The following is a 24,817-nucleotide window of genomic DNA, read 5'->3' on the forward strand; positions in this document are numbered from 1 at the left end:
ATTTACCCCCCGCTCCCATGAAGCTTGGCTGCTTATTGCCAACTTGACCATGTGTCTCAATCGATTAGCTCCCGCCTAATTCCCTAACACCCTCTAAGCTACCACCTCCGACAACCCCATCAAATCGTCGCGCAGCTCCCGGTAGTCGGCCCGTACCTGGTCGAGGTCGTAGCTGGTGGTGAGGGTGGCTTCGGCCGCTGCCAGTGTGAGGTCGGCCTGCTGGCGCAGGGCAGCACGGCTGGCCGTTGCGTGGCATTCGGCCGCGATGGTGCGCAGCGCCACCAGCTGGCGCAAGTAGATAGCCAGCGCGTTCGCCGCGTTGGTGCGAATCTGGTCGAAAGCCGTACCCAGGTAACCGGCAAAGTCGGGCCCCATGGTTAGCACGCGCACCTGCCCTTCCGCCGCCCGCAGCGGGCTGGCGAGCTGCCGATTGGCCAGCAGCCGCAGCAGCGCACCCAGCCGGTCCACGCACATCACCGCCGTGGTGGTATCGTTGATGCCCGGGGAAAGTGCTTTCATGGCAATATCCACCAGCTGGCGCAGGCCAAAGCCCACGTCCTGGTCGAGGGTGCGCTGGTCGCCGAAGCGGTAGCTGTCGTCCAGGCTGGCGGCGAGCTCATCGGCCGGGGGCAAGGCGTGGCCATCGGGGCTGGCTACCGCTACCAGCGGCGCGCCCTTCACCATAAAGCTGCCAATGGCCTGCTCCATGCGCACCACTACATTGGCCTGCTCGGCAAAAGCCAGCAGTGCATCATAATCCACTCCCTGAATGTAGCCCGTGACCGGGGCCGGCACCAGCTGCCAGCGCAGGTCCGGGCCGGCGGCCAGTTCGGCGCGCTCGATGGGGGTAGCGGGCTCGCCCAGCCGGGCCGGAAACACTTTGTCGAGCAGCTTCTCGGTTTCGGCCGCCACGCCCGCCACAATGTTGGCCGCTTGAATGGAGGTGGCAATATGATGGATAAAGAAAATTAGCATGCCGATGCTCACCAAGGCCAGCACCAGCCCGAAGGCCACGGCCAGGGGCGGCACAAACGAGCCTTCGTCGCCCCCACGAATGGTGCGCAGCACCACCAGACAATACACGAAAATGCTCACAAAAAAGCCCATTACCACCTGGTTGGTGCGGTCACGCATGAAATTGCGCAGCAGGCGTGAGGTATACTGGCTGGCCACCTGGGCCAGCGTGGCCAGCGTGAGCGAGAAGGTGAGGCCCGCCACCGTAATCATGGAGCCGGCAATGGCCGAAAGCATGCCGCGCGCACCATCGGCCCCCGCCCCAAACAGCAGTGGAAACCGCGACGTCCACTTCGCCCCAATATATACGTCGAGCACTACCAGCCAGTACGCGGCAAACAGCGAGGCCACGACCATCATCGTCGGCACAAACCAGAGGCTGGAATCCAGCTTCAGCCACAAGGCTTTCAGTTTATTCATATGCCCCGGTTTACTGCCTCCCCGGCCTTACGGTTGTGCGGGCGGGGCCGGCGGCGCGGTGTTGCCGACCTCAGACACCTGAATTACTATCAAACCTGGCGCGCCCAATTGGCTGGATGTATAGTCCCAAGCAGTAATAGTGTGTTTTCCGGTCTGGAGTTTCGCACAGAATTAGGAGATATATACGCCTCGGCATCGCCTTCACGGGCCTGGGTTTGGCGTGAAGTCAATAGGTGTGACCTGAGCAAAGAAAAAGCCCGCTAACAAACTGGTTACAGTCTATTAGCGGGCTTTAGCGCTCCCTCCTGAGACCGCCGTATGCCCTAACGCAGTCAAAAACGCGGTTTTTAGGTCGATTTTGTCCCGGTTTATGTCCCGGAATCAGGTTGTGTCCCGGTTTTGTGTTCCCGCTTCGCTCCCTGATAAATGCAATTTTATAAAAAGTCCTATTTCTACCGAATTCCCGGCTTCAACTCTTCCTCGCTACCTACACTAAGCCCAGCTGTTCAAATTTACGTTGCAGCAGCGACACATACGCCTCTTTTAGCTCCGGCGGTAGAAAGCTTTCCGCCAGCAGCTTCTCCCAGGACGGGCGGGCGCGGGTAAATTTGTTAAACAGCCCCGTCATCACCTTCTCATCCACGCCGGCCCGCTGGCCCGCCGCGCGGAAATCCTCCTGTCGCAGCTTCTTCTTTTTGCCGTTCAGCGTCAGTGCCAACTCCTCTTGGTCGGCCGGATTCACCAGCGCCGTGGCCACCAGGTCGTAGGCCGGGGCCAGCCCGTAGCCCTGGCCCGGCTTGTGCAGTAGCGAGAAGTTTTTCAGGTGCATATCAGCGTTGCCGGTCAGGAAGCTGAACAGCACCAGCTCGTAGAAATTCACCACGTCCAGGCCGGGGTTGGCCGAATAGGTGCGCAGGGCTTTGGCTATCTGCTCGTGCGAGCCGTCGTATTTGTTTTCGGTCAGTCGTTCGGTCAGCTGGCACATGTCTTCCATGTGCAGCTTCTGCCCCTTGCGCCGGTCAATGCGCCGCGTCACGTAGGCCAGCGCCCCATCCTGCAGCCGCAGCAGGCCGTGCGGCACGGTGGCAATGCGGGCCACCTCGGCCAGGTGCATGGTAACATCTTCAACTTCCGGCAGGTGGGGGTAGCGCGGGGTCGGCGGCTTCAGAATGTATTCCCCGCCCAGAGCCCCCACGATGGTAAGGCGAGCGGGCCCATCAGTGGCGCTACCTGGCACCAGCGACAACGACAGCTTGGGCTGCACGCCCGTTACCGTCATGTGCTGGCTCACAATTTTCTCCGCCAAACCCAACATCTGCGCTTCCGAGTAGGGGAAGGCCGGCGGCGCTACCCGCCCAAACAGCTTGCGGCTGCAGGCCGGGTGGTAATCCAGCTGGCCATCTGCCAGCAGCTGGTAGCAGTACAGGCAGCGGCTCATGCGTCGTCAGCGTTAGGAAGTGGGTGGATGCTCACGGCACCGATGCAGTCCCGGCAGCAGGCCAGCAACAGCCCCATCCGGTCGCGGACGTTGAGCTTCCAGTTGCGCTCGGCCACGTCCAGCAGCCACCCTTCGGGAATCAACCCGTCGAAGAAGGGAAACAACACCCGCTCCACGTAGGGCTGCTCGCGCAGCGGCAGCGTTAGGCTCACCGGTTCCGCAGCAGCCAATGAGAGGTATTCTGGCGTGTAGGCAAATGTATAGCCCTGCTCATCCTGCCTCAGATGGCCCGCTACCTGGTCGTGCATATGTACTTCCGCTTGGCGCATAACTTATTTCAGTTCGGGTAAAACCATCACGGGCACCGGCCCCACTTCATGGCCAAACAGCTGCAGCACGGCGTTGACCTTATCCAGTCGCAGCGTGCCTTTTCCCTGTTCCAAATCGCGCACAAACCGCAGGCCCACTCCCGCCTTGGCCGCCAGGTCAGGCTGAGAAAGCTGCAGCTGACGGCGCCGCTGTTTTACAAAAGTGGCCAGTGGGTCAAGCATGATGAATACCCGAACAGGTATAATTAACAAACGTATAAAGGATATTACACCCGAACGGGTATAAATATAGTACATGCAGGCGTAATTATACCCAATAGGGTATAATATTTCTCACAACAGGCACGTCCTTAAATAACGTCCGCGTAGAAAATCCGCACCACCTTCCACATAAAGCGGATGTCCTCACCGGCCACAGGCAGGCTGCCGGCGTTGGGGTTGTCGGCATGCAGCACCAGAATACCCCGCTCCAGAATGTCGTTGCTCTTCACCCGCTTTATGGTCAGCTGGTTGCCAAAGGCCACCACGTAGACCCCACTGGTGACATACTTCACATCAGACAGCGGCACACGAACGCCCACCACTTTCATGCCGGAGCGCAGCTGCGGCTCCATCGAGTCGCCGTCAATCTCAAAGCCCTTCGTGCCCGGCTTGCGCATCTCCGGGGTCGGGTCGTAGATGCGCACGATTTCCAGACTCTCGAATTGGCTCACTTCCCCGCCGTCGTCCATTAGGTCGAGAAAGCTGCCGCGCACTTTGCAGCCAACGAACTCGATGTCCAAATGGTCGCCTTCTTCCAGGCCGGCGAGCACCTTCACATTACCCCCCAACGGGCTGAACTCCTCCATTGGGCCGCTGCCAAACCACAGCCAGTTACGGCTGATGCCCAGCTTGGCTACAATGGTTTCCAATGCCTCATTGCTCGGCTGATGGCGGCCCGCTTCCAACTGCGCAATAGAGGGGCGCGAGGTACCTATCAGGTCGGCCATCTCCTGTTGGGTCATGTCGCGGGATTGACGCACCACTTTCAGCCGCTCGCTCATTGTCAACGACGGCAGGGGCGTCACTTCACTAAGTTTTTTTCGGTCGATAGCTTTCATTTTGCAACTTTTGGTAACTTTTACCTACATTTGAGCGTCATATTGCTTTCAAAGGTAACAAATATTCGACCAAATGCAACCACTTGAAACCTCCCCTACGCCGAAGGACCTGCGGATGTTACTCCCGCACGGTGCCATATCGGACATCGCCCGTTCGCTGAAACTGTCCCACGCGGCCGTTTCTAAGGCCTTACAAAAGGCCCGGCCGGCGCACCCCGCCGTGGCCGAGGCCATCCGCCTCATCAAGGAAACCGGCAGCCAGGCCGTGCTGCACGACCTCAACCTCCTCAATCAATAACTCACTCATTTCTAAATACCCTAGCCCATGATGCTTCTAATCAAAGCCGACCAGGTAGCCAATTACATTCGACGCCCCTTACCGTCAACTCCCTATCTGCTCGAAGAGCCCCGCGCCGCCACGGCAGCCCTGGAAGCCGCCATCCGGGCCTGCCCAAAAAAGGACTTCAGCGCCAAAGCCTCCCGCCCAACATACGCCCAGGGCTACGATTTGGGCGAGGCCATCGACAGCCCCTACCTCACCCACCGCGAAGCCGTGTGGGTAGAGCTGTGTCGCTATGAGTTCGACGCTAATACCACCACCCAGGTGCTCACGCAGCTGCAGCTCATCATTGCCTACCGTCAGGCTTCCGGCATCGCCCCCGTGTACCACAAGGGCAAATGCTTCTTCCCTGAGCGTCCCACGCCCCCCCAGCCATGACCGAGCTAACCACCACCACCGCCGACGGCCTGCACATCACCGTGCGCCTGCCCGACGACCATACGTGGGTGCGCGAGTCGCTGGAAAAAGCCTGTGCTGCCGAGGCCCGCCGCCAGCTCGAAACCGCCCCCACGCCCGACCCGGCCTATTCCGTGCCCCGCACCGCCGAGCTACTCGACCTGCACCCGGAAACCCTACGCGACTACATGCGCCTGCCAGAGCACCATCCGCGCCGCCTGCACTACGTCACGGGCGAATCCAGCCGCGGCGACCGGGTGATGCTGTCCCAAATCCACGATTGGCAGCGCCGCAACCGCACCGATGCCACGCCTGCCACTGCCCCCGCCCCCCGGGTGAAACGCGGCCGGCCGTCTCCCTTCCGCCCTTCCTAACCCGCTACTTGAAAATAGCAGACTCATCCGCTGCCACTACAGGCGGCTCAATTCCCCATTCCCCAATGTCCCAGCTACTCCCCATCGTCGGCCCGGATAGTCCGGAGGCCACTACATCCATCATCACCATCCAAAAGGTCAAGCTCAAAGACCAGCACCTCACCTGCGAATTCACCGAGCAGCGCACCGATGATGCCCCGCCCCGCGCTTTTGCCCTCACCTGTGCCGAGCAGATTCACCCCGACCTCACGCATGCCCTCAGCCGCCTGGTACCGCACCTCTGCCTGTTGGCCGAGCAGCTGACCGAGACGCCCGACTTCTGGCCCGACGAGTCCGAGGAATTGCCCGCGCTATTCGAACCTTTCACCGTCACCGGCTTCTCCATGGGCCGCCACCAAAGCGGCGTTACCCTCATTGGCCAGCGCGAGCTCACCGGCGGCCGGGTGCTCAACCTGACCACGCCCTACCAGTCGTTCGACGACGAGCACGGCAGCTACCCCTGCACCGGCCTGCTCGAAACCACCCTGGCCACGGCCCTCACGGAGGTGGAAGCTGCCCTCCGCGGCAAATGCACCGACTACCGCCAGCTCGACCTCTTCGAAGAGGCCACTACCACCATCATCCCATTTGTGCCCACGCCAACGCGCGCATGAAACTCCCGGCTATCCAATTCTACCCCGGCGACTGGCACAAGGACCAGGGCGTCCAGGCCCTCGACCTCGCCCAGCGCGGCGCCTGGTTCGAGTTGCTGTTGATGATGCACGACAGCGACGAGCGCGGCGTGCTCCTCGTCAACGGCCAGCCCATGCCCGACGCCGTCATCGCCCGCCGCCTCGGTTTGGATAACCAAACGGCCAACCAAATTCTAACCACCCTACTAACCTACGGCGTCGCCAGCCGCCGCGAGTCGGACGGCGCACTGTTCTGCCGCCGCATGGTCAAAGATGAGAACCTGCGTCGGATACGCACGGAAGCGGGTAAAAAGGGCGGTAACCCCAATTTGCTTAACCAAAAGCCCAAGCAAAAAGCAACCACCCGGGTTAAGCAAATTCCAACCCCTTCATTTTCATCTTCAATTACAACTTCGGTAATAGAGGGAGAGGCGGCTGACGCCGCCCCGCCCGCGCCCGACGGTGAAAAGTCAGAGCCAGAAGAACATTCATCAGGGTCCCCTCTCCACCGGAGAGGGGTCGGGGGTGAGGCGAAACGCAAGAACGTGCCGCCCATGCTGGCCGAGGTCCAGGACTACGCCGCCGCGCATTACCCCGACAGCGCCGACGCCCAAGCCGAGGCCGCCACCTTCCACGACCACTACGAAAGCAACGGCTGGCGCGTCAGCGGCAAAACCCTGATGGCCGACTGGCGCGCCTCCTTCCGCAACTGGATGCGCCGCCGCCCGCAGTTTCAGGCCACGGCCGCCGGCCGCACCGGTACCGGCCCACCAGCCCCGGCCCGCGCCCGCACCGCCCCCAAATCCACCGACCCAGCCCGCTGGAGCTAACCCCAACCCGTCATGTCCGAAGACCGCCCCAAACCCTATTCCACTCGCCGCCCCGGCATTTCCGCGCCCACCACCGGCCAGCTGCCCCCGCAGGCCCTGGAACTGGAAGCCGCCGTCCTCGGCGCGGCCCTCCTCGAAGCCGACGCCCAGCGCACCCTGCTCGTCACCCTGCCCACCGAGGAAGTGTTCTACTCCGCCGCCCACCAGCAGGTCTACCTGGCCATCCGCGACCTAGTGCAGCGCGGCGACCACGCCGACCAGCTCACCGTCGTGCAGCAGTTGCGCCACCGGGGCACCCTGCAGCGCATCGGCGGCCCCGCCTTCGTGGCCCAGCTGACCATGCGCATCAACTCCGCCGCGCACTTCGATACCCACTGCCGCATCCTGCAGGAGCAGCATGCCCGCCGCGTCGTCATCCGCACCGGCACCGAGCTCACCGCCCACGGCTACGACGACACCCGCGACCCGCTGGAACTGCTGGCCACCGCCCAAACTCACCTCACCAGCCTCAACCGAACCCTCGAAACCCGCCCCGGCCAAACCGCCGCCGCCGCTTTCGACCCCACGTTCGACCGCCTGGCCCAGGCCGTGCAGCAGCGCGGCCTGACCGGCGTCCCCACCGGCCTCACCCAACTCGACGGACTTACCGGGGGCTGGCAGCCCGGCGACCTGGTTATCCTCGCCGCCCGGCCCGCCATGGGCAAGACCGCCGCCCTGCTCCACTTTGCCCGCACCGCCGCCCTCGACCACGGCCACCACACCGCCGTTTTCAGCCTCGAAATGCCCACCCTGCAACTCATGCAGCGGATGGTGGCCAGCGAGGTACCCGGCTATTCCAATTCCGACTTGCGCCGTGGCAACCTCCCCGGTGGCCTGGAGCAGGTGGCCCACATCCGCCATCAAGCCCAGCGCCTGCGCACCCTCGGCCACCAGCTGCACATTGACGATACGCCCGGCCTGAGCATCCAGCAACTGCGCGCCAAGTGCGCCCGCCTCCATGCCCAGCACCCGCTGAGCCTGGTCCTGGTCGACTACATCCAACTCATGCGCGGCGACACCAAAGGCAACCGTGAACAGGAAGTAGGTAGTATCAGCCGCGGCCTGAAAGAACTGGCCAAGGAGCTCAACGCCCCCGTCATCGCCCTCTCCCAACTCTCCCGCGACGTGGAGAAGCGCGGCGGCGAGAAGCGCCCCATGCTCTCCGACCTGCGCGAGTCCGGCAGCCTGGAGCAGGATGCCGACTGCATCGTCTTCCTCTGGCGCGGCGAATACTACAGCATCGGTGAATACGAGGACGGCACGTCCACCGCCGATACCATCCTGTTCGACATGGCCAAACATCGCAACGGCGCCACCGACGAAGTGATAGCCGCCTGCAACCTCCGCCGCGGCCTCTTCTCCGACCTCAGCACCGCGCAGGCCGGCGAACGCGGCGGCTTCCACCACCTACCCAGCTCTCAATTCAACGACAAGCCGCCTAACTAGCTGCTACCCACACAACCGCTAATGCTATTTCCCGTTTCATTTCATTCATAAACCCCAACCCTCATGTCCGATAACTTAGATGACCGCGGCCCCGCCGACCGCGCCCGTGTCAACGTCCACGAAGCCCACGAGCTACGCTACTGGACCAAGCGCTTCAACTGCACCGCCGACCAACTTAAAGCCGCCGTTGCCGCCGTCGGTGTCATGGCGACTAATGTAGAACAGCACCTCAGCAAGTCGGCCAGATAAATAAACTGCCACAGACCATAACGAAAGAGGCGGCCCAATCAAGGGCCGCCTCTTTCGTTAATGGGCTCATCCAACTTCAGCATGAGGGCATAGAAAAGCCCCCAGTCATTGCTGATGGGGGCTTTTCAGGAGCGGTTGCCGTGTCTACCCCACGTCAACCACTCCCCAAATATAGACTGTGAAATACTAATGCTGCAACTAATTTCCCCGACGCTTATGACAGTCAAATCAACAGTTGGGGTACCTGGCTATTCATCATCATAGGAGGTGCCTTCAACCAACCCATCGAGAAATGCTGTAAAGGAGGGAACAAGAAAGTGGACTCCTTTGCCATATTGACGCGGCGGCAATGGTTTTACAGTATCGGTTTCCTCGTCGTAATCGTCATCCGAAAACGGAGGCACATAAAATTCGTGTGCGATGTAATACACGCTGCCATAATCCTCTGGCCCAACGCTCAGCACGAATACATCGCCGCCGCCCTCGTTGGCAAATGGAACCAGGTCATCATGAAATTCGCTGCGCAACGAACGTATACTGCTTTCCAAAGTGGTTTCACCGTACTTGACCGCATCAAAGCTGCTGATATCACGCTCAACTCGCCGCCCATCTTCCATCTGCTGCACAAACACGGTGCGGGTAGGCCAGCCGCCATTATGCTGTAGAATATGCGCTTTGTAATCATCAGGCAGCGTAAATCCGTACGCTGATTCAATAGCTTGAATATCGGTCAAAGTAGCCGGCTGTTCAGTGCCGATAAAAGGGTTAGGTTCCATTGTGGCTACACGTAAAGGGGTTGGGCAAAATGCTGGTTGCATTGGTCGCAAGACCCGAAATGCACGAAAGTATCTTTATGCGCTTGTGTCTTGACCAATTCCATTGTGCATGTGCCGTAAGGAGGATTGGGTGGTGATTTAGGTTCAAAATCATCGCGGTGATGCCAGGTATAGCCTTTGGGTGGTTTGTTTGGTTTGAGCCCCTGCGACTTTACCAAATCAGTTAGACCAGCTTCTTTATTGGCCCTGGTAAAATCACCGGGCCGGGTGCCTGCCATTTTGATTTGGACCACGTTTTTCTGATTGCCTGTTACCGGGAACATGTGCGGAGTACCGGCATAAGTAGGCTCACCGTTGAGCGTGAGAGGAATGCCCATCAACCCGTTTTTGGAGCCTGTCACGTTATAACTCTTCTGAGCATCGTATACAGCCTCCATTTTACCCGTTGCGTCGGTACGATAGATGAATGGGTCGCCCGCAATATGAAACTCCGTACTGCGATGCTGCGCCAGGAACCGCTTATTTTTGGCCTCTTTAGAACCGTCCCACCGGTCCTTTACAAGCGTCTGCCACTCCGTTGCCGTCAGGTGCAGCTGCTGATGATTGGGTGAAGGTACCGGCACCGGGGCGGGTAAGTGAGATGGAATGTCCGGATTAACGGCCACCGCTGATGCCGCTCCCCCGATAGCCACCCCCAACAGGGCCGCTCCCGGCACGCCATGCTCCCGCGCCGCCGGGGCCACAAACGCCGTGGCCGGTCCGCCGGCCTGAATCGTGAATCCGTCCGGGTCCGACAATACCAGATGACATACATAGGCCCCGTTGTTCACGTCGCCGCTCACAAACTCTTCCTGGTAGCTCACGCAGTATGCCGCGCCCAGCGCCAGCGTTTCCACCGGCGAGCCCCCGCTCGCATCCCGAAACACTACGGCCGCCGCCTGCCGCTTCTGCGCCTCGGCGGCCCAGGCCAGCAGCGCCTCCTCGTCGGGAACGCTCAACGTCAGATGCACCGGCTCGTGGCGCACTTTCGTGCTCACCCGGCCACGCTGGTGCGTCGCCTGATGCACGCCGTAGTGGCAGTGCAGAATGGGAAACCGGAATCCTGCTACGTGCAGTTCGGCCGAGAAAGAAGCCATCGGGGGTAGTAAAAGAAAGGTGGAAAGGTTGGTAAAGCTAAGTCCTGTTCGCAAAACCAACGAGCCGCTGCATCATCCCCTTGTTCACAATGCCGTCCGTGCATCCGTAAAATGGCCAGTTAGCCAAACGCGCAGTCATCCCCATCTCTCAGCTCTCCCCGACGTGGAGAAGCGCGGCGGCGAGAAACGCCCTATGCTCTCAGACCTACGCGAGTCCGGCAGCCTGGAGCAGGATGCCGACTGCATCGTTTTCCTCTGGCGCGGTGAATACTACAACATCTCCGAGTACGAGGACGGCACCCCCACCGCCGATACCATCCTGTTCGACATGGCCAAACACCGCAACGGCGCCATCGACGAGGTAGTAGCTGCCTGCAACCTCCGCCGCGGCACTTTTCTGGACCTGACAGCAATGCCCGCCAGCTTCTAAATACCGCACGAGAGCAGCAGAAATTCCGATACCCATTCCGAAATCCAATACCCGCTAAATCAACATTTTGGCGCAAGTTTTCAGGAATCAATTCCGACAAATATTTCCATCGTCTTCATGCCTTCCCCCATCGTCATCAGTTGCTTCGACCTCACCACCACGCTCGTGCAGCCATGGGCCGACGCCGGCTACCTCTGCTACTGCGTCGACCTGCAGCACCCACCCGGCGAAACTCGCGAGGGCAACATCATCCGCGTTGGCACCGACGTGCGCGAGTGGCTGCCGCCTTACGGCCCCGTGGCCTTCGCCGCCTTTTTCCCACCCTGCACCGATACCGCTATTTCCGGCCGCGCCCACTTCCGACGCAAAGGCCTCGGCAGCGTCATCAAGGCCCTGCAGCTGTTCGAGTGGTCCGCTCGCCTCGCCGCCTGGTGTCAGTGCCCCTACTTCATCGAAAACCCGGTAAGCACCGTCAGCACCTATTGGCGCCCCCCAGACTTCCGTTTCGACCCCTGCGACTACGCCGGCTACCTGCCCGCCGAACGCCAGCTCAGCGAAGCCTACACCAAGCGCACCTGCTTATGGACGGGCGGCGGCTTTCAGCTACCAGAGCACAAGTCCGTAGTGCCCATCCTCGGCTCCAAAATGCACAACCTCCCCGACTCAAAGAACCGCGCCAACCTGCGCTCCGCCACGCCCGCCGGCTTCGCCCGCGCCGTGTTTGAGGCTAATTACCCCATTCTAATTCCTGCTTCCCAACATTGCTAAGTGCTACGGTGCCGCTTTAACTAGGCATGCTTAACGTTCATCCCCGATAAATTACGGAGTTATGGTAGTCCAGATGGTGTCGTGCGGGCTTCTCATCAAGCAGCCTGGGCAGGTTAGCCAGTTGCTTGCCATGGTATTGATAGTATTCTCGCCCGTTGTTAAACTCCTCCCTGATTCGGGAGCTGACTTCAATTACAAAGTTTGGGGTGACGGTGATATATCCATCATCGAACAGCTTATGCATATCCGAGCGCAGAAGCAAACCATTGGATATATGGTTCGGTCCGGCCTCTGCGTATGGTTTGATGTGAGCCGCTTCCAGCACCGGTAGCGTCTTCTCCCCGGTGATAGCACAACGCTTCGTGTAAGCATCAGTCACAGACAAGCGGAAAGCGCCCTGGCCAATGCGAACCTTTCTCAATATTGAGTTGCCGTACTGTGGCGCGTCTTCAGCAACACGAAAAGCAGTGCTATCAGCCCTCGGCGCATCGACCAGATACCGAGACACAGTCGATTCGATTTGTTGCCAAAGCATCGCCCCAATGCTGTCGTGCGTGTCGTAGGTTTTGCCTTGTACAATGCTGTCGCTCCAATCTGCAGGCACAGGAATCCAGTCCTGTTTGCTGAAAAATATAGGATTGGTTAAGGCAATGCACCCGATGGCCGGATTACGCTCCGTATCCGCACGGTAACGCTGAATAGTGTGGCGGAACTCCTCCAATGTGTCAAAGCCATTACGCGTTTGAAAGGTGTCCCAAGCCAACGACAGCGGCAACTGACTCTGCGCAGCAAAAAAACCAATGCCGCCAATGGCATGATAGGGCTTCTTGAGTTTGAAGAGGAACGGCCCGCCCGGGTTCAAGGCACGGAAGGCCGTTTGGCCGCCGGGCCGCCAGAAGTTCACATCTTCTGGTGCGCGACTGCTCAAATAGTTGTACCAACGCCAGTCTGTTGCTCCCAGGTAGTATTTCATGTTTTCAAAAGTAACTACCTCCGCTGCGCCGCCAGGTTCTCTACCCGCGGCCACCACGCACGCGCCTTCGGCAACCGCAGCGGCTGCCCATTGAACCGCTGCACGCCGTACTCATGCCCACCCAACTCCCCGAACCCCTCGGCCACGCGCACCCGGTAATCTTCATCAATCCAGAACAAGTGCCGGTCAAAGGCACGGTGCAGGTTCGGGCATAATGCCAGCCCGTTTCCAATCGTGTCATCGCGGCTCACCGACCAGGGCACAATGTGGCAGGCATCCAGCAGCGGCGCCGCCCCCGTGGTGCTCACCAGCTGCAGCCCAGATACCGCGCACGTCGACTGGTACGCCCGCAGCACTTCCCGTACAAATACCCCACTGCGCTCCGCCAGGGCTGTTTCATCGGCCACCTCAACCGCACGATTATACACGGCCGCCGGCTCCTCCAGCATCTGCCGGCCCAACTCGTCCAGCCGCTCCAGGCCAGCCCGCGGCCGGAAGTAGTTCCGAGTGAGTGGGAAGTAGCGCACCAGCAGCGCCTGCCTGATTTCTTCGCGGGCTACTGGCTGCAACAGCAGTTCCCACAGCGTCGCATCTAAAGAAGCAAAGTCAATTACATCCCGCAGATGCCCGAAGCTGCGCACCGATTTGGAGGAAGTCAACACCAACTCCTGTCCCGGCCGGGCGTGCAGGTGCCAGAACTTATCACTCCGCAAATGGAAAAACGGCATCTGGAACGGACTAGCCCCGTATTCCGGTCCCAGACTTAGTAGCTGGCAGTACGCTTTGAAGCCTGTAATCAACTCTGGCGTTATGAAGATGCAGTTATCGCGTATCGTACCCTCTTCTATACCTTCGAGCACCGCCAGCAGCAATGCCGGCTTGTAGGGTGCCTCCAGCTTCGTTTCAGGGTGTACGTACAACCTTAACTTGGTAAGCCGAACCAGGTATGATGCCAGGGAACTCAAAGGATAGACTGCAATAGCTGGTGGTAAAAAATATTCCTGCTACAATACTACCACCTTATGCCGACTACACCCAAATAGTAAGTCCTCCTGACGGTTCATTTCTAAAAGATGTTATCTTTAACAACTTTTAGAAATGAACTACCTCGCCGTCCGTTCCCGCTTCGCCGCCCAGGGCCTCGTTTCCAGCCACGAGCTCCGCCAGGCTTTCCCCGATTTCGACAAGCGCCGCCTGGTCGAATGGCAGGCCCGCGGCTATCTGCAGCGCATCGTCAACCGCTGGTACCGCTTCACCGAAACGCCCGTTGACGAGGCCCTACTCTGGTTCACCGCCAACCGCATCTACCAGCCCGCCTACCTCTCCCTGGAAACGGCCTTTTCCTACCACGGCCTCATTCCCGAAGGCGTGTACACGCTCACCTCCGTGAGCCCCCGCAAAACCCAGGAGTACCACACGCCCATCGGCACGTTCCGCTACCAGCACCTGCTGCCCCGCTTGTACTTCGGATATGAAGTGTTGCGCCCGGCCGGCAACCGGCCCGTGCTCATGGCCGACCTCGAAAAGGCTCTGCTCGATTACTGCTACCTACATCCGGAGGTGCGCACCGCCGACGACTTCGCTGGTCTGCGCCTCAATACCGACGTGCTGCGCGACAAACTCAACCCCGCCCGCCTCGCCGACTACCAAACCCTGTTCGCCCAGCAGCGCCTCAACCAGCGCATTGAAGCGCTACTTTCCCTCCTCCCGGTCCATGCTTAGCCTCGCCCAGATTCAGGCCCAGTACCCGGTCGCGCTCCAGCCCTTCAGCCGCTTCATCCTGCGCGAATACCTCCAGCACAAGCTGCTCCAACTCATCTACGATAGCCCGCTGGCCGACCGCTTTTTCTTCCTCGGCGGCACCTGCTTGCGCATCGTCCACGGCAACAACCGCTTTTCCGAAGACCTTGATTTCGACAACACCGGCGTCACCGCCGCCGAGTTCGGCGAGTTGGCCAACATCGTGGCCCGCGGCATGGAGTTGGAAGGCTACGAAGTCGAAATGAAGATGGTGCTCAAGGATGCCTACCACTGCCACGTTCGTTTCCCCGAGTTGCTATTCAAGGAAGGCCTGAGTGGTCACCGCGAAGAGCGCATCCTCATCCAGCTCGATACCGAACCCCAGCACTTCACTTTCGAACCGGTACCCTACCTGCTCAACCGCTTCGACGTCTTCACCCAAATCCAAACCACGCCCCCCGACCTGCTCCTGGCCCAGAAGTTCTACGCCATCCTCAACCGCGTCCGCAACAAGGGCCGCGACTTCTACGACGCCGTATTCCTGCTCGGCCGCCAGGTCACGCCCAACTACGCCTACCTCACCCAGAAGCGCGGCATCGAAACCCCCGCCGACCTCAAAGCCCAGCTGCTGGCCCACTGCCAAACGCTCGACATGCAGGCCATGGCCGACGACGTGCGCCCCTTTCTCTTCAATCCCCGCGAAGACCGCCTCGTCACCATGTTCCCCCAATACATCCAGCAGGTGCTAAGCTGAAGCTGGCTACCCTTGAAACCAGAACGAGCGGACCATCTGGCCCGCTCGTTTCATTTCACACCTCAAAATGCGGCCGGTCCTTAAATCCTGGCCAGTCGCCGCCCCAATGCACCCGCGCATCGGCCGCCTTCATTAGCCGCGCAAACTTGCTCAGAAGCAGCCCCGACCACGACACCTCCCCATCCGGCAGCAGAAAAGCCACATCCAGTGCCGGCGCCGGCAGCGTGTTGTGCTTCGATTCGCCGCCCCGCTTATACGTCACCACCGGCCCCGGCTTGCTGCGCCCCTGCTTATACAATTCGTCCTGCCGCTCCGGGCTCCGGTAGCACTCTGTAATAATCGGCCGCCCGGCCAGCCGCAACACCGGGTCCCCCAGCCACCGCGCCAACGCCTGCTCATAAGCCGCCGCCAGGCTCGGCACCGCCTGCCCCAGCCGGGCCGCCTGCACTTTCAGCTGAACGCCACTCAGCTGCGCCGCCGCCCGCCCCACCCCACTTACGGCCCTATTCGGTGACATCAGTTCCCGCGCTAGTAGAATCCGCAACTGATGCCACTGGCGCTGCCACCACCCCCACCACCGGGGCCCTCACCACGTTTTCGGGTCTCTGCAGCGCCTTCCGAACCGTCGCCCAAATGGTGACGATAGCCACGAGCGCCTGAATGATTAGGTGCCCATAGTTCTCAATTTTGTCGGGGTCCGGTGGCGTAAGTTCATTGCTGGCCACCTGACCCACAAGGGCCGTTGCGAGGATGTGCGCAAGGTGCCCGGTTTTCGTGCTACTAAACATGATGATGAGATTGGTTACAAACACAAAGTATGTTACAAATTTACGTAACATTTTGCAACATAGTTATTGACTATCAATTCCAGTTGTTTGCATTTTCAGGGCAGCCCCTCCGGGCCGGGCTATCCGCCACTCCGCTTCGCTCCGGCCCTGCGGGCAGCCTCCCGTTGGTCAGCTTGGCTCCTATCCCTGCTGCGGCCAGCACCGCCCGGATACCAATGATTCACCCAGCTACCACCGACGCTACCCAGACGCTCCGCCAACCCGCCGCCGGCCATGCCGCCCGCCTTTCAGGACGTGCCGCACGTCCGTCCCCACCAAACCCACACCCCGGCCCCGGTCGTCGTTTTGCTCCGTCGCTACCTTGCTCCGCAGTGTTTTGGGCTCCGTACCTCCGCCCAAAACCCCACTACGCGGCGTCCGCTCCTCCGCTCCACGCTGCCCCGGCCCTCTTCCCACCGCACCGCCACAAAAGCCGCATTTGAGGCCACAGACACAGCCCTAACGCCCACCCACCGCACCACGGCCCCGCCGTGCCGGGCCTAAAACCGGCCCCACACCGCGCGTCCGCCTCCCCGGATTAGGTGCAGGCCGCGGGCTAAAACGCCTGCCGACCGCCAGCAAAGTTTGCGTTCAGGCCACGCAGGCAGAAGCAAGGCCCGCTTCGCGGAGGTTCCCATTGGGGAGCACCCCAAGCCCCCGCCATCATACCCCGGCTGACGCCCGGTCATCTTCCTCGGCTTCCGCAGCCTCCCGTTGGTCGGCCACTACCGCCTCATAAGGCCGGCTTCGCCGAGCATCCATTGGACGCTGCCGCCCCAAACCCCGGCTAAAAGGCATTTAGGTTTTCAAAGCAAGGCGCGGGCGCTCCAATTTATTGCACTTTATAAGGTCGGCCGCCTGGTCATGCAGGCTAATATTTGTCATATATTTTATTACCAAACGTAACAACATGTTACATTATTTCGTATCTTTAGTATGTAGTCCGGGATAGGCCCGGACGCCCGCCCTACCCGGAGGCCTACGGCGCGGGGCACCCACGGCTAACATCTACAGCCATGCAACCCAACCAACTTTTGCAGCTCGCCGCTGCCGCCTGGAAAGGCCCCGCCCTTTGCTCGTTCTCGGGCATCTACATTTCACAGTCCGCCGCCACCTATGGCAAGGGCGGCACCAGCTGGCACGTCATGCTCAGCCTAGCCCAGCGGCCGGAGTGCCAGCCCTCGGGCGGCTTCGCCGGCTCTTCGCCCTGCCCGTTTGAGGCGCTGCGCCTGGCCTTCCGCGCCATGCGCGCCGCGCACCCCGGTTTTGCCTTCGCGGCCGTGTGGCAGGTTATCAAGGCCGAGGATGATTTTGCCGGCGTCCCCGCTCATGCCTAGTGTCGCCATTGCCCCAGCCGCGCCCATCGTGGGCGCGGCTGCTAGCAAGCTAGCGGCCTTGCGCGTCACCCTTGCCCGCCTGGAGGCTATGTTTCCGCCCCGCCCCCAGGTTGCCCCCCAGCCCGCGCCGGCTCCCATTTCGCCGGTTTCCGTGGCCGCCACCGCCGCGCTGGCCCGTGCTCATTCCGCCCTGTTTGATGCCCGCGCCGCCAAGTACGCGCTGCGCGAGGTGTACGGCTCCCGGCCTGGTCGTTTTGCCCAGCTACGCGCCGCCATTCTGCGCTGCCGCGAGGCGCAGGCCACTTACGCCGCAGCTGCGGCTGCCTACCACGCCAGCCCGGCGGGCGCTGCCTTGCAGGCTGCCCGCGCCAAGTACCCGCGTTTCTAGCCATCCGGCCCGCGCCAGCTGTGGGGCGGGCCCCTTATACCCCTTCATTTCATGGATTACGAACCAACTGAGGCCGAATTAAACGGCCTGAGCGGCGATGAAATGGCCGCTGATGAAGTCCAGGCCGCTTTCTACGAGCAAGAAGCCTCCGCCCGCGAAGAGTGGGAACGCCAAGCCTATTACCACCACGAGCAAGAGCAGCAAGGGTGGGACGATGGCGAGTACGAACAGATGATGTTCGAGGTCGAAGGCTACTAGCCACCTAGCAAAAATCAATTCTCTAACCAGGGGCCGCCAAGTCGGGCGGCCCCACAAAACCGCCCCATCATGGCCAAAACAGCCACTCCTTACCAGCCCCAATTGCTCGACCCGCACAGCGCCGAGCCCCAACCCGTCAACCCAAAAAACGGCCGCAGCTTCAAGCTGGCTGAACTATACCAGCTGCTCGATTGCCAAACGGTAGAGGTGATACGCCTCACGCCCGAGCTGATTTTAATCGTCGACGAAGAAGGCAAGTTCCGCAACCCGGCCTACCTCAATCTGCTGGCCACCCACCTATGGCACCAGCACCAGCCCGCCGCCCGTGGCGTCGATTCCATTGTCGGCCGCGCCATCCTGTGCCACGACAAGCAATTCCGCTAACAAATCGGCAACGGGGCCGGCCGCCAACAGGCCCCACCTTTTTCATTCCCAACCATTTCTCGTTATGTCCACCAAAGTAAAAGCTCAGCGCAGCGCTGCCACCGAAGCCGTTGCCGCCCCCACCACCGCCCCTGAGGCTCCCGTGCTCACGCTCAGCAAGCCCACTACGGCCGCGCCGGCTTACCTCATCGAGAAGGCCGACGAGTCCACGGGCGAAGTCGTGCAGGTATCACGCTTCCGCTACCTGCCCGGCCACCCGCGCCAGGTGCGTTTCGATGCCAAAGCCGGCCAGTTCAACATCGGCGGCATCACGCCACTCGGCAACTCGCTCTCCTTCATTCCGCTAGCTTGGCGCGTGTTTCAGGACGACATCCTGAACATGGGCCGCAAGCTGTGGGCCGAGCTGTTTTTTGCCGACGACAAGGGCGCCATTTGCGCCGTGCTCTTCCACGGCTACAGCGTCGAAAACCTATACCGCCTCATCGAGCCGCTGTTTTACGACGACCTGACCCTCGCCGACGTGATGGTAAAAGTCACCGCCGAGAAGAAGCAGACGACCAAAGACGGCAAGACGGCCACCTACTACATCGCCCAATTCAGCTACGAAGCCGCCGACGCGGCCGAGGTAGCTGCCCGCCGCGACTTCGCCCGCGACTTCCCCATCTGGCGCGCTGAGACCTACACCGGTGCCGCCGATATGCGCATCCAGCACGGCTATACCGTGCCCGTCGAGGACGACCCGCAAAGCCCGGAACCGGCCGCCGCCGAGCCCGTTGCTCTGCTGCTGGCCGCATAATGCCCCGGCCCTCACGGTGCCAGCCGTGGGGGCCACTTGGCTACTCACTTCCAAAATACCCCGCCATGAATTCCACCGACCCGCCCCAATTGCTCATCGAGCAACCGCCGCACGACGAAGCCGAGGCGGCCTTACTGGCCCAGCTTCCGGAAGTGCTGGTCGCCGCCGGCCCGCTGCCCGACGACCTGCGCGACCTGGCCCCCGCCGTGCGCCAGCTCTTCCCCGCCCCGGCCTACTTGGTCGGCTGCGGCAGCTCCCATATCTGGCTGCACCGCGCCGCCGACCCACAGCGCCTGGCCCTTATCCGCTAACCCTCTTTTCCTAACCGTCATGTTTCACGCTCTTACCCATCACCCCGCCCTGACTCAGGCCCAGCACCGCGCATTACCCCAGGTCAGCAATACCGACCTGTCCAACCTAAAGGCCGCGCTGCTCGGCAAGCCCAATATCCCCAACCCCGTGGCCCTGGCCTACGGCTCCCACTTTCATACCGCCGTGCTGGAGCCTCCGCACTACCAGCGCACTGATGAACGCGGTATCAAGTGGGCCGACCTGGAGCAGCTGGCTCGCCAGGTGCGCCGGCAGCGCTATTGCCGCGACGTGCTTTATCGGGGCCAGGCCGAACAGTCCTACACCGCCACCCACACCCATACCGGCGTAGCGGTGAAGCTCCGCCCCGACCTTTTGGTGCGTAGCCGTGCCGGCCGCCAGCTCACGCTCATCGACTTCAAAACGACCAGCAGCCCTGACCTGGCCCACTTCCTGAATACCATCGAGAAGTACGATTACGACCGCCAGGCCGCCCTGTATCTGGACGTACTCGGAGCCACTCGCTTCCTCATCATCGGGGTGCAGAAGCGAGTACCGCACGAAGTGTGGCGCGTCGAGCTAACGGCCGCGCCCGGCCTCATCGAGCAGGGCCGCAAGAAGTACGCGGTGCTGCTACGCCATCACGCCCGGCAAGCCGCCGGCTTGTCCGCTCCTCACGTCTGGCCAACGCCATTGGCGCTGGCCGCCTAACTTGCTGCTATTCGTTTAACCCACAGTCTTCTTACCACCATGGCAACCTTCCAGATTTCCCACACCAGCGGCCAATACTGGTACCACCTCCGCGCCGACAACGGCGAAATCGTCCAATCCAGCGAAGGCTACACCACCAAGGCCAGCTGCCAGAACGGTATCCAGAGCGTAAAAGCCAATTGCCAGCCGCAGCGCTTCGAGTCATTCTTCAACGCTGGCCAATATGGATTCAACCACGTCGCAGCCAACGGCGAAATAATCGGCCGCAGCGAGAAGTACATCACCGCCCAGGCCCGCGACCACGGCATCCAGGTAGTGTTGCGGGATGCTCCTTCGGCCCGAGTTGAAGACCTGAGCTAATTGTGATTTCCCTTAGATGAGAGGAAGGCAGGAGGTTAATTGTGCAACAGCTTGTTGCACAATTAACCTCCTGCTATTTGCTTCTATACTGTTCTAGAAACGCGGCATCTGCTAGAAACCACCACCTCACAAACAGCAGAAGCCCCCGCACCACCTACGACGACTCTCGCGTGCAACGCAAGGCTTCAGTGGATACAGAGGCTTCTTTTTGTGCGCCTAGCGGCTGTGCACGCAACAAATATAACAGTTAGCCCACGGCCATCTTCCCCGCCTCATGCCACAGGAAGCCCGGTAACGGCGTCGCCAACTCCCAGGTAATGGCCATGGGCCGGTTGCCCTTGTGGCTCACGTACCGCACGGGCCCCAGGAACACATACGGCATGGTCAACCCCGCCGCATCCTGATTCCGCTCACGCACAAACAGCAACAGCTGCTTGCCTTGCGCCTGGTGCCGAATGTAGCTGATGCCCTTGGGCGTGTCCTCGGCCGTGCTGTTCTGCGACTCCCAATGAAACAGCGTGTCGCTGATAGCATAGTCGTGGTAAAGCGTAGTAGGCGAGTAGTTACGGCTCGACTTCTCGAGCGTGACGAACAGCAGTTCCGTGTTCAGGGGCGCGATGTAGCAGACGCCCTCGCGCACAGAAGGATTGCGCTCAAACGTCCACACGCCAAACGCGCACAGGATTTCGTCGCGGCTGTAGCGGCTATGCAGTTGCAGCGCACACTGGTAAGGCAATGCCACCGCCATCGGCGGGATACTGATTTGCGCTTCGCAGACGTCTAACACCTCCAGCACCTCCGCCGTGAGAGTAGGCATAGCCCGCAGCGTGGCCAGGCTGTCCAGCAACGAATCCAGTTCCAGCTTGGGGCCCGGCTTCTGGTAGAGCAGGTAGTGCAGCATCAGCCCCATTTCCGGGCCCAGCGGGAGCTTCAGCAGCTCCGCCAAATCTTCCGCCGCCTCAAATACCCGCCGCACAAACGCCAGAAAGGCGGGTCCATTCGCTTGCGCCAACCGCCAGACACTGCCCACCAGTTGCTTTTCCATGGCCGCCAGCTCCGGCGGGGCCAGCACCCCCGCCCGGACCTTCAGCGCCGTCCAGCCCCGGTCTCCGCGCGAACGGTAAATATCCACTAACGCGAAATGAGTATGCGCCAAAAAGGTGGCCAGCGTGAGGGGTAACGCGCTTTCCAGCGCAAAGCCGCGTATCCGCCGCTCCAGCACCCGCACATTCTCGCCGGTGGCTGCCTTGATGTTGTCGAGAATGAACTTCATGGCTTCGCGCTCCATTTGGATGCTGCACCCCACGGGTAGCCGCGGAAAGCCTGCTTCCGCTTCACTCAGCACCGAGCCGCCAGTACGGCCCAACAGCGCCCGGAACTTCTGCTCATAGCTGTATTCCTGCCGGGCCTGTCCCACGAAGTCCAGCACCGTCAAACACTCCTTGCTCTCGTGCAGGCGCAGTCCCCGGCCCAGCTGTTGCAAGAACACCGTCAGGCTTTCCGTGGGCCGCAAAAACAGCAGCGTATCCACTTCGGGAATATCAACGCCTTCGTTGAAAATATCCACCACGAACAGGTAGTTGAGCTCCCCGCGCCGCAGCTGTGCCACCGCCGCCCGCCGCTGCTCCGGCGTGGTGTCGCCACTAGCTAGGTAGCTAGCATTTAGGCCCGCCGCCTGGAACTTGGCTGCCATCAGCCGGGCATGCTCTCGCGTGGCGCAGAAGCCCAGCGCCCGCGCCTGGTGGGGCGCCAGCAAATAGCGCTGTAACGCCCCCACAATGGCACTAACCCGCACATCGTTGCCGGTGTACACGTTGGTCAGGTCCTCGGCGGCGTAGCGCCCATTAGTCCACCGCACGTTGCGGTAGTCCACCGGGTCAGTGATACAGAAATACTGAAACGGCACCAGCAGCCCCCGCGCAATAGCTTCGGGCAGCCGAATTTCCGCCGCAATGGTGTTATCGAAGTCTGGCAGGATGCTCTCCCCGTCGGCCCGCTCCGGGGTAGCCGTCAGTCCCAGCAGAATAGTGGGCTGAAACCAGGCCAGAATCGGCCGGTAAGAAGCCGCCGCCAAATGGTGTACCTCGTCAATTACCAGGTATTGGTAGTAGTCCCGCGGGATGGTTTGCTGAAAGAAATCCAGCCGCGACGCGAAGGTTTGCACCGACACAAACAGGTATTCAAACTGAATGGGCTGCTCATTGCCCACCCACAATTCCCCAAAGTTGGCTTCTCCCAAAATATGCCGAAACGTAGCCCGGGCCTGCCGCAAAATCTCCTCCCGGTGCGCCACAAATAACAGCTGCGGCAGTGTGGTAAACTGCTTGGCAAACCGGGCGTAGTCAAACGCCGAGACCACCGTTTTGCCCGTGCCCGTGGCCGCCACCACCAGGTTGCGGAAGTGCCCCCGCAGGCTTCTTTCCACCGCCAGCCGGTCCAGGATTTCCTGCTGGTAGGGAAACGGCCGGATGCGAAAGTTGGGTAGTGAATCGGCTTCCGCCGTGCCGCTACTCTCCTGGCGCAGGGCCCGGGCCAGCTTCAGCCGTTGCTCGGGCAAGCTGCTGTACTCCTCAAATTCCGGCGAGTTCCAGTAAGTCTCAAACGTGCCTCGGAACTTGTTCAAAATGGCCGCATTGTCCTGCGCTGTCACTTTCACGTTCCACTCCAGCCCACTGGTCAGCGCCGAGCGGCTCATGTTACTCGACCCAATGTAGGCCGTATCAAAGCCCGAGTTGCGGCTGAACAGGTACGCCTTGGCATGCAGCCGCTCGTGCGCCGTGTTGTAGCTGATGCGCAATTCGGCCCCCGGCAGCGCCGCCAGCGCATCCACCGCCTTTTGGTCGGTGGCGCCCATGTAGGTAGTCGTGAGCAACCGCAGCGGCTTGCCTTGCTCCGCAAACGCCTGGAGCGAGGGCAGCAGCAACCGCAGCCCGCTCCACTTCACAAAGCTCACGATGAAGTCAATCCGGTCCGCCGTGGCAATTTCCTTCTTCAACTCGGCTTCCAACGACAGCTCCGAATTGCCCCCGCTGAACAGGTCACTTTGCGAAAACCGCAACGCCGGCTCTATCCCATCGAGGTGCTTACCCAAATCATGCTGCGCAGCCAGCGGCAGTTGCAGCCGTGGCAGCACCGCCCGCAGCAGCTGCCCTTCCGGCGCCAGGTGGCTACCCGCCGCCAACACGTCCGACTTCTCCTGCAGGTAGGCAATTATTCCATTGGCCAGCGCCAGCTGCTCGACCACCTCCTCATTCTTCGCCAGCTGCCCCAGTACGCTGCCCAGCAGCTGCGTCAGATGCCGCGTGATGAACACGGCCGCGTCATCGGCTCCCAGGTTTTTCTCCGCAATAGCATAAGTAGACGATTCTAAAGTAGCAAGCTGGCCCCGCAGCTGTTGCGTGACGAGGGTTTCGTAGTGGCCGGTTTCCAATGAGTAGCTTGTTTAGGCAGTTGAGCACGCAATAAAAGCCCGATTTTGAGGCTAACCTCAAAACTAACCTCCCCACGTCCCTTCTACCACTTCCTGCGTTTACCAGCGTGCCAGTTCAACCCCGCAATTCTCTCGACAGTGTTGAGAGAATTCCAGGCCATTACAGGCAACGCAATTCTTGCGACACTGTCGCAAGAATCTCCGAATAGCTACGACCAGCCTGCCTGAGTTACTGAACTCCCGTTTTTATCCCAACGCAAAAGGCCGGCCCCTAACAAGTAGAAGCCGGCCTTGCCAGTCATTGTAGAGCAGTTGCTAGCCCAAGGACTCCGATGCTTGTGTATCCATAGGTGCTGCATCCTTCTCCGGGGCTATAATCTTCGCAGCCTGAGCCGGCGCGATAATCGGTGTACCTGCCACCAGTTCCCCGAACAGTGGGTTAGCCGGCAGTTCTTGCCCGCCGTTGCCGTCCGGCACCTGGTTGAAGATAACCAGCTCTTCGCCCGGCGTGCTTTGCGCCAGGTGGTCCACCAGCACCTCCTGCCCGCTGTTGGCGTGCAGCGCCTGCGTGAGTAGCGTGTAGGTGCTCACGTCCACGTTGTAGAGCTGGTTCAGCTCGTTCATCTGCATGGCAGCATCCTCAGCTGCCCCGATGGCATCGGCCAGGAGTTGCGTGTAGCGCCTGGCCTTCTGGTCAGCTTTGGCCCGCAGGCGAATAGCGCGCTTCATGCGCCGCTTGAATTGAGTTTGATAGGCTGTAAGTGCCATGATGTATTGAATGAAGAAGTGAAAAG

33 protein-coding genes are annotated in these 24,817 nt (G+C 60.8%); 20 read left to right on the top strand and 13 right to left on the bottom strand.

The annotated features are described in order from the left end of the window. Positions 1–93 precede the first annotated feature (93 nt). From HBN54_RS19625 to HBN54_RS19645, 5 genes are all read right to left on the bottom strand, one after another. A complete protein-coding gene (locus HBN54_RS19625; protein WP_168674935.1) occupies positions 94–1,434 on the bottom strand; it encodes a DUF2254 domain-containing protein in 1,341 nt (446 codons plus the stop codon). Between the two features lie 487 nt (positions 1,435–1,921). After that, positions 1,922–2,872, bottom strand: a complete 951-nt coding sequence (locus tag HBN54_RS19630) for a HipA domain-containing protein (RefSeq protein ID WP_168674936.1) — start codon at positions 2,870–2,872, stop codon at positions 1,922–1,924. After that, positions 2,869–3,201: a HipA N-terminal domain-containing protein gene (locus HBN54_RS19635; RefSeq protein ID WP_168674937.1), complete on the bottom strand. Its 333-nt coding sequence runs from the start codon at positions 3,199–3,201 to the stop codon at positions 2,869–2,871. The genes HBN54_RS19630 and HBN54_RS19635 overlap by 4 nt, the downstream gene beginning before the upstream one ends. Positions 3,202–3,204: 3 nt before the next feature. Then, a complete protein-coding gene (locus HBN54_RS19640; RefSeq protein WP_168675010.1) occupies positions 3,205–3,423 on the bottom strand; it encodes a helix-turn-helix transcriptional regulator in 219 nt (72 codons plus the stop codon). Positions 3,424–3,551: 128 nt separating this feature from the next. Further along, on the bottom strand, positions 3,552–4,301 hold the full coding sequence (locus tag HBN54_RS19645) for an XRE family transcriptional regulator (protein ID WP_168674938.1): 750 nt from the start codon (positions 4,299–4,301) through the stop codon (positions 3,552–3,554). Positions 4,302–4,374: 73 nt separating this feature from the next. Between HBN54_RS19645 and HBN54_RS19650 the strand changes: the two genes are divergently transcribed. From HBN54_RS19650 to HBN54_RS19680, 7 genes are all read left to right on the top strand, one after another. Further along, positions 4,375–4,599, top strand: coding sequence for a helix-turn-helix domain-containing protein (locus HBN54_RS19650; RefSeq protein ID WP_168674939.1), 225 nt, complete (start codon positions 4,375–4,377; stop codon positions 4,597–4,599). A 27-nt stretch (positions 4,600–4,626) separates the two neighbouring features. After that, entirely contained in the window at positions 4,627–5,019 is a 393-nt protein-coding gene (locus HBN54_RS19655; protein WP_168674940.1) for a hypothetical protein, read from the top strand. Then, complete coding sequence (locus HBN54_RS19660) at positions 5,016–5,411, top strand: hypothetical protein (protein WP_168674941.1); 396 nt, start codon at positions 5,016–5,018, stop codon at positions 5,409–5,411. The genes HBN54_RS19655 and HBN54_RS19660 overlap by 4 nt, the downstream gene beginning before the upstream one ends. 65 nt (positions 5,412–5,476) lie before the next feature. After that, on the top strand, positions 5,477–6,064 hold the full coding sequence (locus HBN54_RS19665) for a hypothetical protein (RefSeq protein WP_168674942.1): 588 nt from the start codon (positions 5,477–5,479) through the stop codon (positions 6,062–6,064). Beyond that, positions 6,061–6,912 carry a hypothetical protein gene (locus HBN54_RS19670; RefSeq protein WP_168674943.1) on the top strand — a complete coding sequence of 284 codons (852 nt, stop codon included), beginning with the start codon at positions 6,061–6,063 and terminating at the stop codon, positions 6,910–6,912. Before HBN54_RS19665 ends, HBN54_RS19670 begins: the two co-directional genes overlap by 4 nt. Before the next feature lie 12 nt (positions 6,913–6,924). Beyond that, positions 6,925–8,397, top strand: coding sequence for a replicative DNA helicase (dnaB, locus tag HBN54_RS19675; RefSeq protein ID WP_168674944.1), 1,473 nt, complete (start codon positions 6,925–6,927; stop codon positions 8,395–8,397). Between the two features lie 63 nt (positions 8,398–8,460). Then, positions 8,461–8,646, top strand: a complete 186-nt coding sequence (locus HBN54_RS19680; protein ID WP_168674945.1) for a DUF3606 domain-containing protein — start codon at positions 8,461–8,463, stop codon at positions 8,644–8,646. 248 nt (positions 8,647–8,894) lie between these two features. On the opposite strand, the gene HBN54_RS19685 is transcribed toward HBN54_RS19680, so the two are convergent. Then, complete coding sequence (locus HBN54_RS19685) at positions 8,895–9,422, bottom strand: SMI1/KNR4 family protein (RefSeq protein ID WP_168674946.1); 528 nt, start codon at positions 9,420–9,422, stop codon at positions 8,895–8,897. Between the two features lie 5 nt (positions 9,423–9,427). After that, positions 9,428–10,558, bottom strand: a complete 1,131-nt coding sequence (tssD, locus tag HBN54_RS19690; RefSeq protein WP_168674947.1) for a type VI secretion system tube protein TssD — start codon at positions 10,556–10,558, stop codon at positions 9,428–9,430. Positions 10,559–10,751: 193 nt separating this feature from the next. Between tssD and HBN54_RS24150 the strand changes: the two genes are divergently transcribed. Together HBN54_RS24150 and HBN54_RS19700 are read left to right on the top strand one after the other, a co-directional pair. Beyond that, entirely contained in the window at positions 10,752–10,988 is a 237-nt protein-coding gene (locus HBN54_RS24150) for a DnaB-like helicase C-terminal domain-containing protein (RefSeq protein WP_382214602.1), read from the top strand. A gap of 117 nt (positions 10,989–11,105) precedes the next feature. Then, positions 11,106–11,756, top strand: a complete 651-nt coding sequence (locus HBN54_RS19700; protein ID WP_168674949.1) for a hypothetical protein — start codon at positions 11,106–11,108, stop codon at positions 11,754–11,756. 37 nt (positions 11,757–11,793) lie between these two features. On the opposite strand, the gene HBN54_RS19705 is transcribed toward HBN54_RS19700, so the two are convergent. Then, the gene (locus HBN54_RS19705; protein ID WP_168674950.1) at positions 11,794–12,729 is read right to left on the bottom strand and encodes an HNH endonuclease; all 936 of its coding nucleotides are present in this window, start codon (positions 12,727–12,729) and stop codon (positions 11,794–11,796) included. A 14-nt stretch (positions 12,730–12,743) separates the two neighbouring features. Further along, a complete protein-coding gene (locus HBN54_RS19710; protein ID WP_168674951.1) occupies positions 12,744–13,457 on the bottom strand; it encodes an HNH endonuclease in 714 nt (237 codons plus the stop codon). A 370-nt stretch (positions 13,458–13,827) separates the two neighbouring features. Between HBN54_RS19710 and HBN54_RS19715 the strand changes: the two genes are divergently transcribed. Both HBN54_RS19715 and HBN54_RS19720 read left to right on the top strand, forming a co-directional pair. After that, positions 13,828–14,451 (top strand): type IV toxin-antitoxin system AbiEi family antitoxin domain-containing protein, encoded by a 624-nt coding sequence (locus HBN54_RS19715; protein ID WP_168674952.1) that lies wholly within the window; start codon positions 13,828–13,830, stop codon positions 14,449–14,451. Further along, the gene (locus tag HBN54_RS19720) at positions 14,444–15,223 is read left to right on the top strand and encodes a nucleotidyl transferase AbiEii/AbiGii toxin family protein (protein ID WP_168674953.1); all 780 of its coding nucleotides are present in this window, start codon (positions 14,444–14,446) and stop codon (positions 15,221–15,223) included. Before HBN54_RS19715 ends, HBN54_RS19720 begins: the two co-directional genes overlap by 8 nt. A gap of 55 nt (positions 15,224–15,278) precedes the next feature. Here HBN54_RS19720 and HBN54_RS19725 read toward each other — a convergent pair whose 3' ends face one another. Then, positions 15,279–15,740, bottom strand: a complete 462-nt coding sequence (locus tag HBN54_RS19725) for a M15 family metallopeptidase (protein WP_168674954.1) — start codon at positions 15,738–15,740, stop codon at positions 15,279–15,281. After that, positions 15,727–16,062 carry a hypothetical protein gene (locus HBN54_RS19730; RefSeq protein ID WP_168674955.1) on the bottom strand — a complete coding sequence of 112 codons (336 nt, stop codon included), beginning with the start codon at positions 16,060–16,062 and terminating at the stop codon, positions 15,727–15,729. Before HBN54_RS19730 ends, HBN54_RS19725 begins: the two co-directional genes overlap by 14 nt. 222 nt (positions 16,063–16,284) lie before the next feature. Between HBN54_RS19730 and HBN54_RS19735 the strand changes: the two genes are divergently transcribed. The 9 genes from HBN54_RS19735 to HBN54_RS19775 all read left to right on the top strand — a co-directional run bounded on the left by HBN54_RS19735 (position 16,285) and on the right by HBN54_RS19775 (position 20,593). After that, entirely contained in the window at positions 16,285–16,554 is a 270-nt protein-coding gene (locus tag HBN54_RS19735) for a hypothetical protein (protein WP_168674956.1), read from the top strand. Between the two features lie 512 nt (positions 16,555–17,066). After that, on the top strand, positions 17,067–17,387 hold the full coding sequence (locus HBN54_RS19740) for a hypothetical protein (RefSeq protein ID WP_168674957.1): 321 nt from the start codon (positions 17,067–17,069) through the stop codon (positions 17,385–17,387). Further along, positions 17,380–17,775 carry a hypothetical protein gene (locus HBN54_RS19745; protein WP_168674958.1) on the top strand — a complete coding sequence of 132 codons (396 nt, stop codon included), beginning with the start codon at positions 17,380–17,382 and terminating at the stop codon, positions 17,773–17,775. Before HBN54_RS19740 ends, HBN54_RS19745 begins: the two co-directional genes overlap by 8 nt. Before the next feature lie 51 nt (positions 17,776–17,826). After that, a complete protein-coding gene (locus tag HBN54_RS19750) occupies positions 17,827–18,033 on the top strand; it encodes a hypothetical protein (protein WP_168674959.1) in 207 nt (68 codons plus the stop codon). A 69-nt stretch (positions 18,034–18,102) separates the two neighbouring features. Continuing rightward, positions 18,103–18,417, top strand: coding sequence for a DUF3846 domain-containing protein (locus tag HBN54_RS19755; protein WP_168674960.1), 315 nt, complete (start codon positions 18,103–18,105; stop codon positions 18,415–18,417). Between the two features lie 64 nt (positions 18,418–18,481). Continuing rightward, positions 18,482–19,213: a hypothetical protein gene (locus tag HBN54_RS19760; RefSeq protein ID WP_235955616.1), complete on the top strand. Its 732-nt coding sequence runs from the start codon at positions 18,482–18,484 to the stop codon at positions 19,211–19,213. 65 nt (positions 19,214–19,278) lie between these two features. Continuing rightward, positions 19,279–19,524, top strand: a complete 246-nt coding sequence (locus HBN54_RS19765) for a hypothetical protein (RefSeq protein WP_168674961.1) — start codon at positions 19,279–19,281, stop codon at positions 19,522–19,524. Between the two features lie 19 nt (positions 19,525–19,543). Next, positions 19,544–20,233, top strand: a complete 690-nt coding sequence (locus HBN54_RS19770) for a PD-(D/E)XK nuclease-like domain-containing protein (protein ID WP_168674962.1) — start codon at positions 19,544–19,546, stop codon at positions 20,231–20,233. Positions 20,234–20,272: 39 nt separating this feature from the next. Next, complete coding sequence (locus tag HBN54_RS19775; RefSeq protein ID WP_168674963.1) at positions 20,273–20,593, top strand: YegP family protein; 321 nt, start codon at positions 20,273–20,275, stop codon at positions 20,591–20,593. A 247-nt stretch (positions 20,594–20,840) separates the two neighbouring features. Here the strand turns inward: HBN54_RS19775 and HBN54_RS19780 are convergent, their stop codons facing one another. After that, positions 20,841–24,023 (bottom strand): DUF3427 domain-containing protein, encoded by a 3,183-nt coding sequence (locus HBN54_RS19780; protein ID WP_168674964.1) that lies wholly within the window; start codon positions 24,021–24,023, stop codon positions 20,841–20,843. A 315-nt stretch (positions 24,024–24,338) separates the two neighbouring features. Next, complete coding sequence (locus HBN54_RS19785; RefSeq protein ID WP_235955617.1) at positions 24,339–24,752, bottom strand: hypothetical protein; 414 nt, start codon at positions 24,750–24,752, stop codon at positions 24,339–24,341. Positions 24,753–24,817 lie beyond the last annotated feature (65 nt).

The sequence above is a fragment of the Hymenobacter artigasi genome (assembly GCF_012275535.1).
Lineage (GTDB): Bacteria > Bacteroidota > Bacteroidia > Cytophagales > Hymenobacteraceae > Hymenobacter > Hymenobacter artigasi.

Bases quoted from the DNA above. Each gene is read 5' to 3' on its own strand.
- HBN54_RS19785 (WP_235955617.1), bottom strand. From the start codon at position 24,752: ATGAAGCGCGCTATTCGCCTGCGGGCCAAAGCTGACCAGAAGGCCAGG.
- HBN54_RS19730 (WP_168674955.1), bottom strand. From the start codon at position 16,062: ATGTTACGTAAATTTGTAACATACTTTGTGTTTGTAACCAATCTCATC.
- HBN54_RS19670 (WP_168674943.1), top strand. From the start codon at position 6,061: ATGAAACTCCCGGCTATCCAATTCTACCCCGGCGACTGGCACAAGGAC.
- HBN54_RS19735 (WP_168674956.1), top strand. From the start codon at position 16,285: ATGCCGCCCGCCTTTCAGGACGTGCCGCACGTCCGTCCCCACCAAACC.
- HBN54_RS19725 (WP_168674954.1), bottom strand. From the start codon at position 15,740: ATGTCACCGAATAGGGCCGTAAGTGGGGTGGGGCGGGCGGCGGCGCAG.
- tssD (WP_168674947.1), bottom strand. From the start codon at position 10,558: ATGGCTTCTTTCTCGGCCGAACTGCACGTAGCAGGATTCCGGTTTCCC.
- HBN54_RS19775 (WP_168674963.1), top strand. From the start codon at position 20,273: ATGGCAACCTTCCAGATTTCCCACACCAGCGGCCAATACTGGTACCAC.
- HBN54_RS19720 (WP_168674953.1), top strand. From the start codon at position 14,444: ATGCTTAGCCTCGCCCAGATTCAGGCCCAGTACCCGGTCGCGCTCCAG.
- HBN54_RS19700 (WP_168674949.1), top strand. From the start codon at position 11,106: ATGCCTTCCCCCATCGTCATCAGTTGCTTCGACCTCACCACCACGCTC.
- HBN54_RS19710 (WP_168674951.1), bottom strand. From the start codon at position 13,457: ATGCCGTTTTTCCATTTGCGGAGTGATAAGTTCTGGCACCTGCACGCC.
- HBN54_RS19745 (WP_168674958.1), top strand. From the start codon at position 17,380: ATGCCTAGTGTCGCCATTGCCCCAGCCGCGCCCATCGTGGGCGCGGCT.
- HBN54_RS19760 (WP_235955616.1), top strand. From the start codon at position 18,482: ATGTCCACCAAAGTAAAAGCTCAGCGCAGCGCTGCCACCGAAGCCGTT.
- HBN54_RS19685 (WP_168674946.1), bottom strand. From the start codon at position 9,422: ATGGAACCTAACCCTTTTATCGGCACTGAACAGCCGGCTACTTTGACC.
- HBN54_RS24150 (WP_382214602.1), top strand. From the start codon at position 10,752: ATGCTCTCAGACCTACGCGAGTCCGGCAGCCTGGAGCAGGATGCCGAC.
- HBN54_RS19755 (WP_168674960.1), top strand. From the start codon at position 18,103: ATGGCCAAAACAGCCACTCCTTACCAGCCCCAATTGCTCGACCCGCAC.
- HBN54_RS19705 (WP_168674950.1), bottom strand. From the start codon at position 12,729: ATGAAATACTACCTGGGAGCAACAGACTGGCGTTGGTACAACTATTTG.
- HBN54_RS19715 (WP_168674952.1), top strand. From the start codon at position 13,828: ATGAACTACCTCGCCGTCCGTTCCCGCTTCGCCGCCCAGGGCCTCGTT.
- HBN54_RS19770 (WP_168674962.1), top strand. From the start codon at position 19,544: ATGTTTCACGCTCTTACCCATCACCCCGCCCTGACTCAGGCCCAGCAC.
- HBN54_RS19660 (WP_168674941.1), top strand. From the start codon at position 5,016: ATGACCGAGCTAACCACCACCACCGCCGACGGCCTGCACATCACCGTG.
- HBN54_RS19630 (WP_168674936.1), bottom strand. From the start codon at position 2,872: ATGAGCCGCTGCCTGTACTGCTACCAGCTGCTGGCAGATGGCCAGCTG.
- HBN54_RS19625 (WP_168674935.1), bottom strand. From the start codon at position 1,434: ATGAATAAACTGAAAGCCTTGTGGCTGAAGCTGGATTCCAGCCTCTGG.
- HBN54_RS19640 (WP_168675010.1), bottom strand. From the start codon at position 3,423: ATGCTTGACCCACTGGCCACTTTTGTAAAACAGCGGCGCCGTCAGCTG.
- HBN54_RS19655 (WP_168674940.1), top strand. From the start codon at position 4,627: ATGATGCTTCTAATCAAAGCCGACCAGGTAGCCAATTACATTCGACGC.
- HBN54_RS19645 (WP_168674938.1), bottom strand. From the start codon at position 4,301: ATGAAAGCTATCGACCGAAAAAAACTTAGTGAAGTGACGCCCCTGCCG.
- HBN54_RS19635 (WP_168674937.1), bottom strand. From the start codon at position 3,201: ATGCGCCAAGCGGAAGTACATATGCACGACCAGGTAGCGGGCCATCTG.
- HBN54_RS19650 (WP_168674939.1), top strand. From the start codon at position 4,375: ATGCAACCACTTGAAACCTCCCCTACGCCGAAGGACCTGCGGATGTTA.
- HBN54_RS19680 (WP_168674945.1), top strand. From the start codon at position 8,461: ATGTCCGATAACTTAGATGACCGCGGCCCCGCCGACCGCGCCCGTGTC.
- HBN54_RS19750 (WP_168674959.1), top strand. From the start codon at position 17,827: ATGGATTACGAACCAACTGAGGCCGAATTAAACGGCCTGAGCGGCGAT.
- dnaB (WP_168674944.1), top strand. From the start codon at position 6,925: ATGTCCGAAGACCGCCCCAAACCCTATTCCACTCGCCGCCCCGGCATT.
- HBN54_RS19740 (WP_168674957.1), top strand. From the start codon at position 17,067: ATGCAACCCAACCAACTTTTGCAGCTCGCCGCTGCCGCCTGGAAAGGC.
- HBN54_RS19665 (WP_168674942.1), top strand. From the start codon at position 5,477: ATGTCCCAGCTACTCCCCATCGTCGGCCCGGATAGTCCGGAGGCCACT.
- HBN54_RS19765 (WP_168674961.1), top strand. From the start codon at position 19,279: ATGAATTCCACCGACCCGCCCCAATTGCTCATCGAGCAACCGCCGCAC.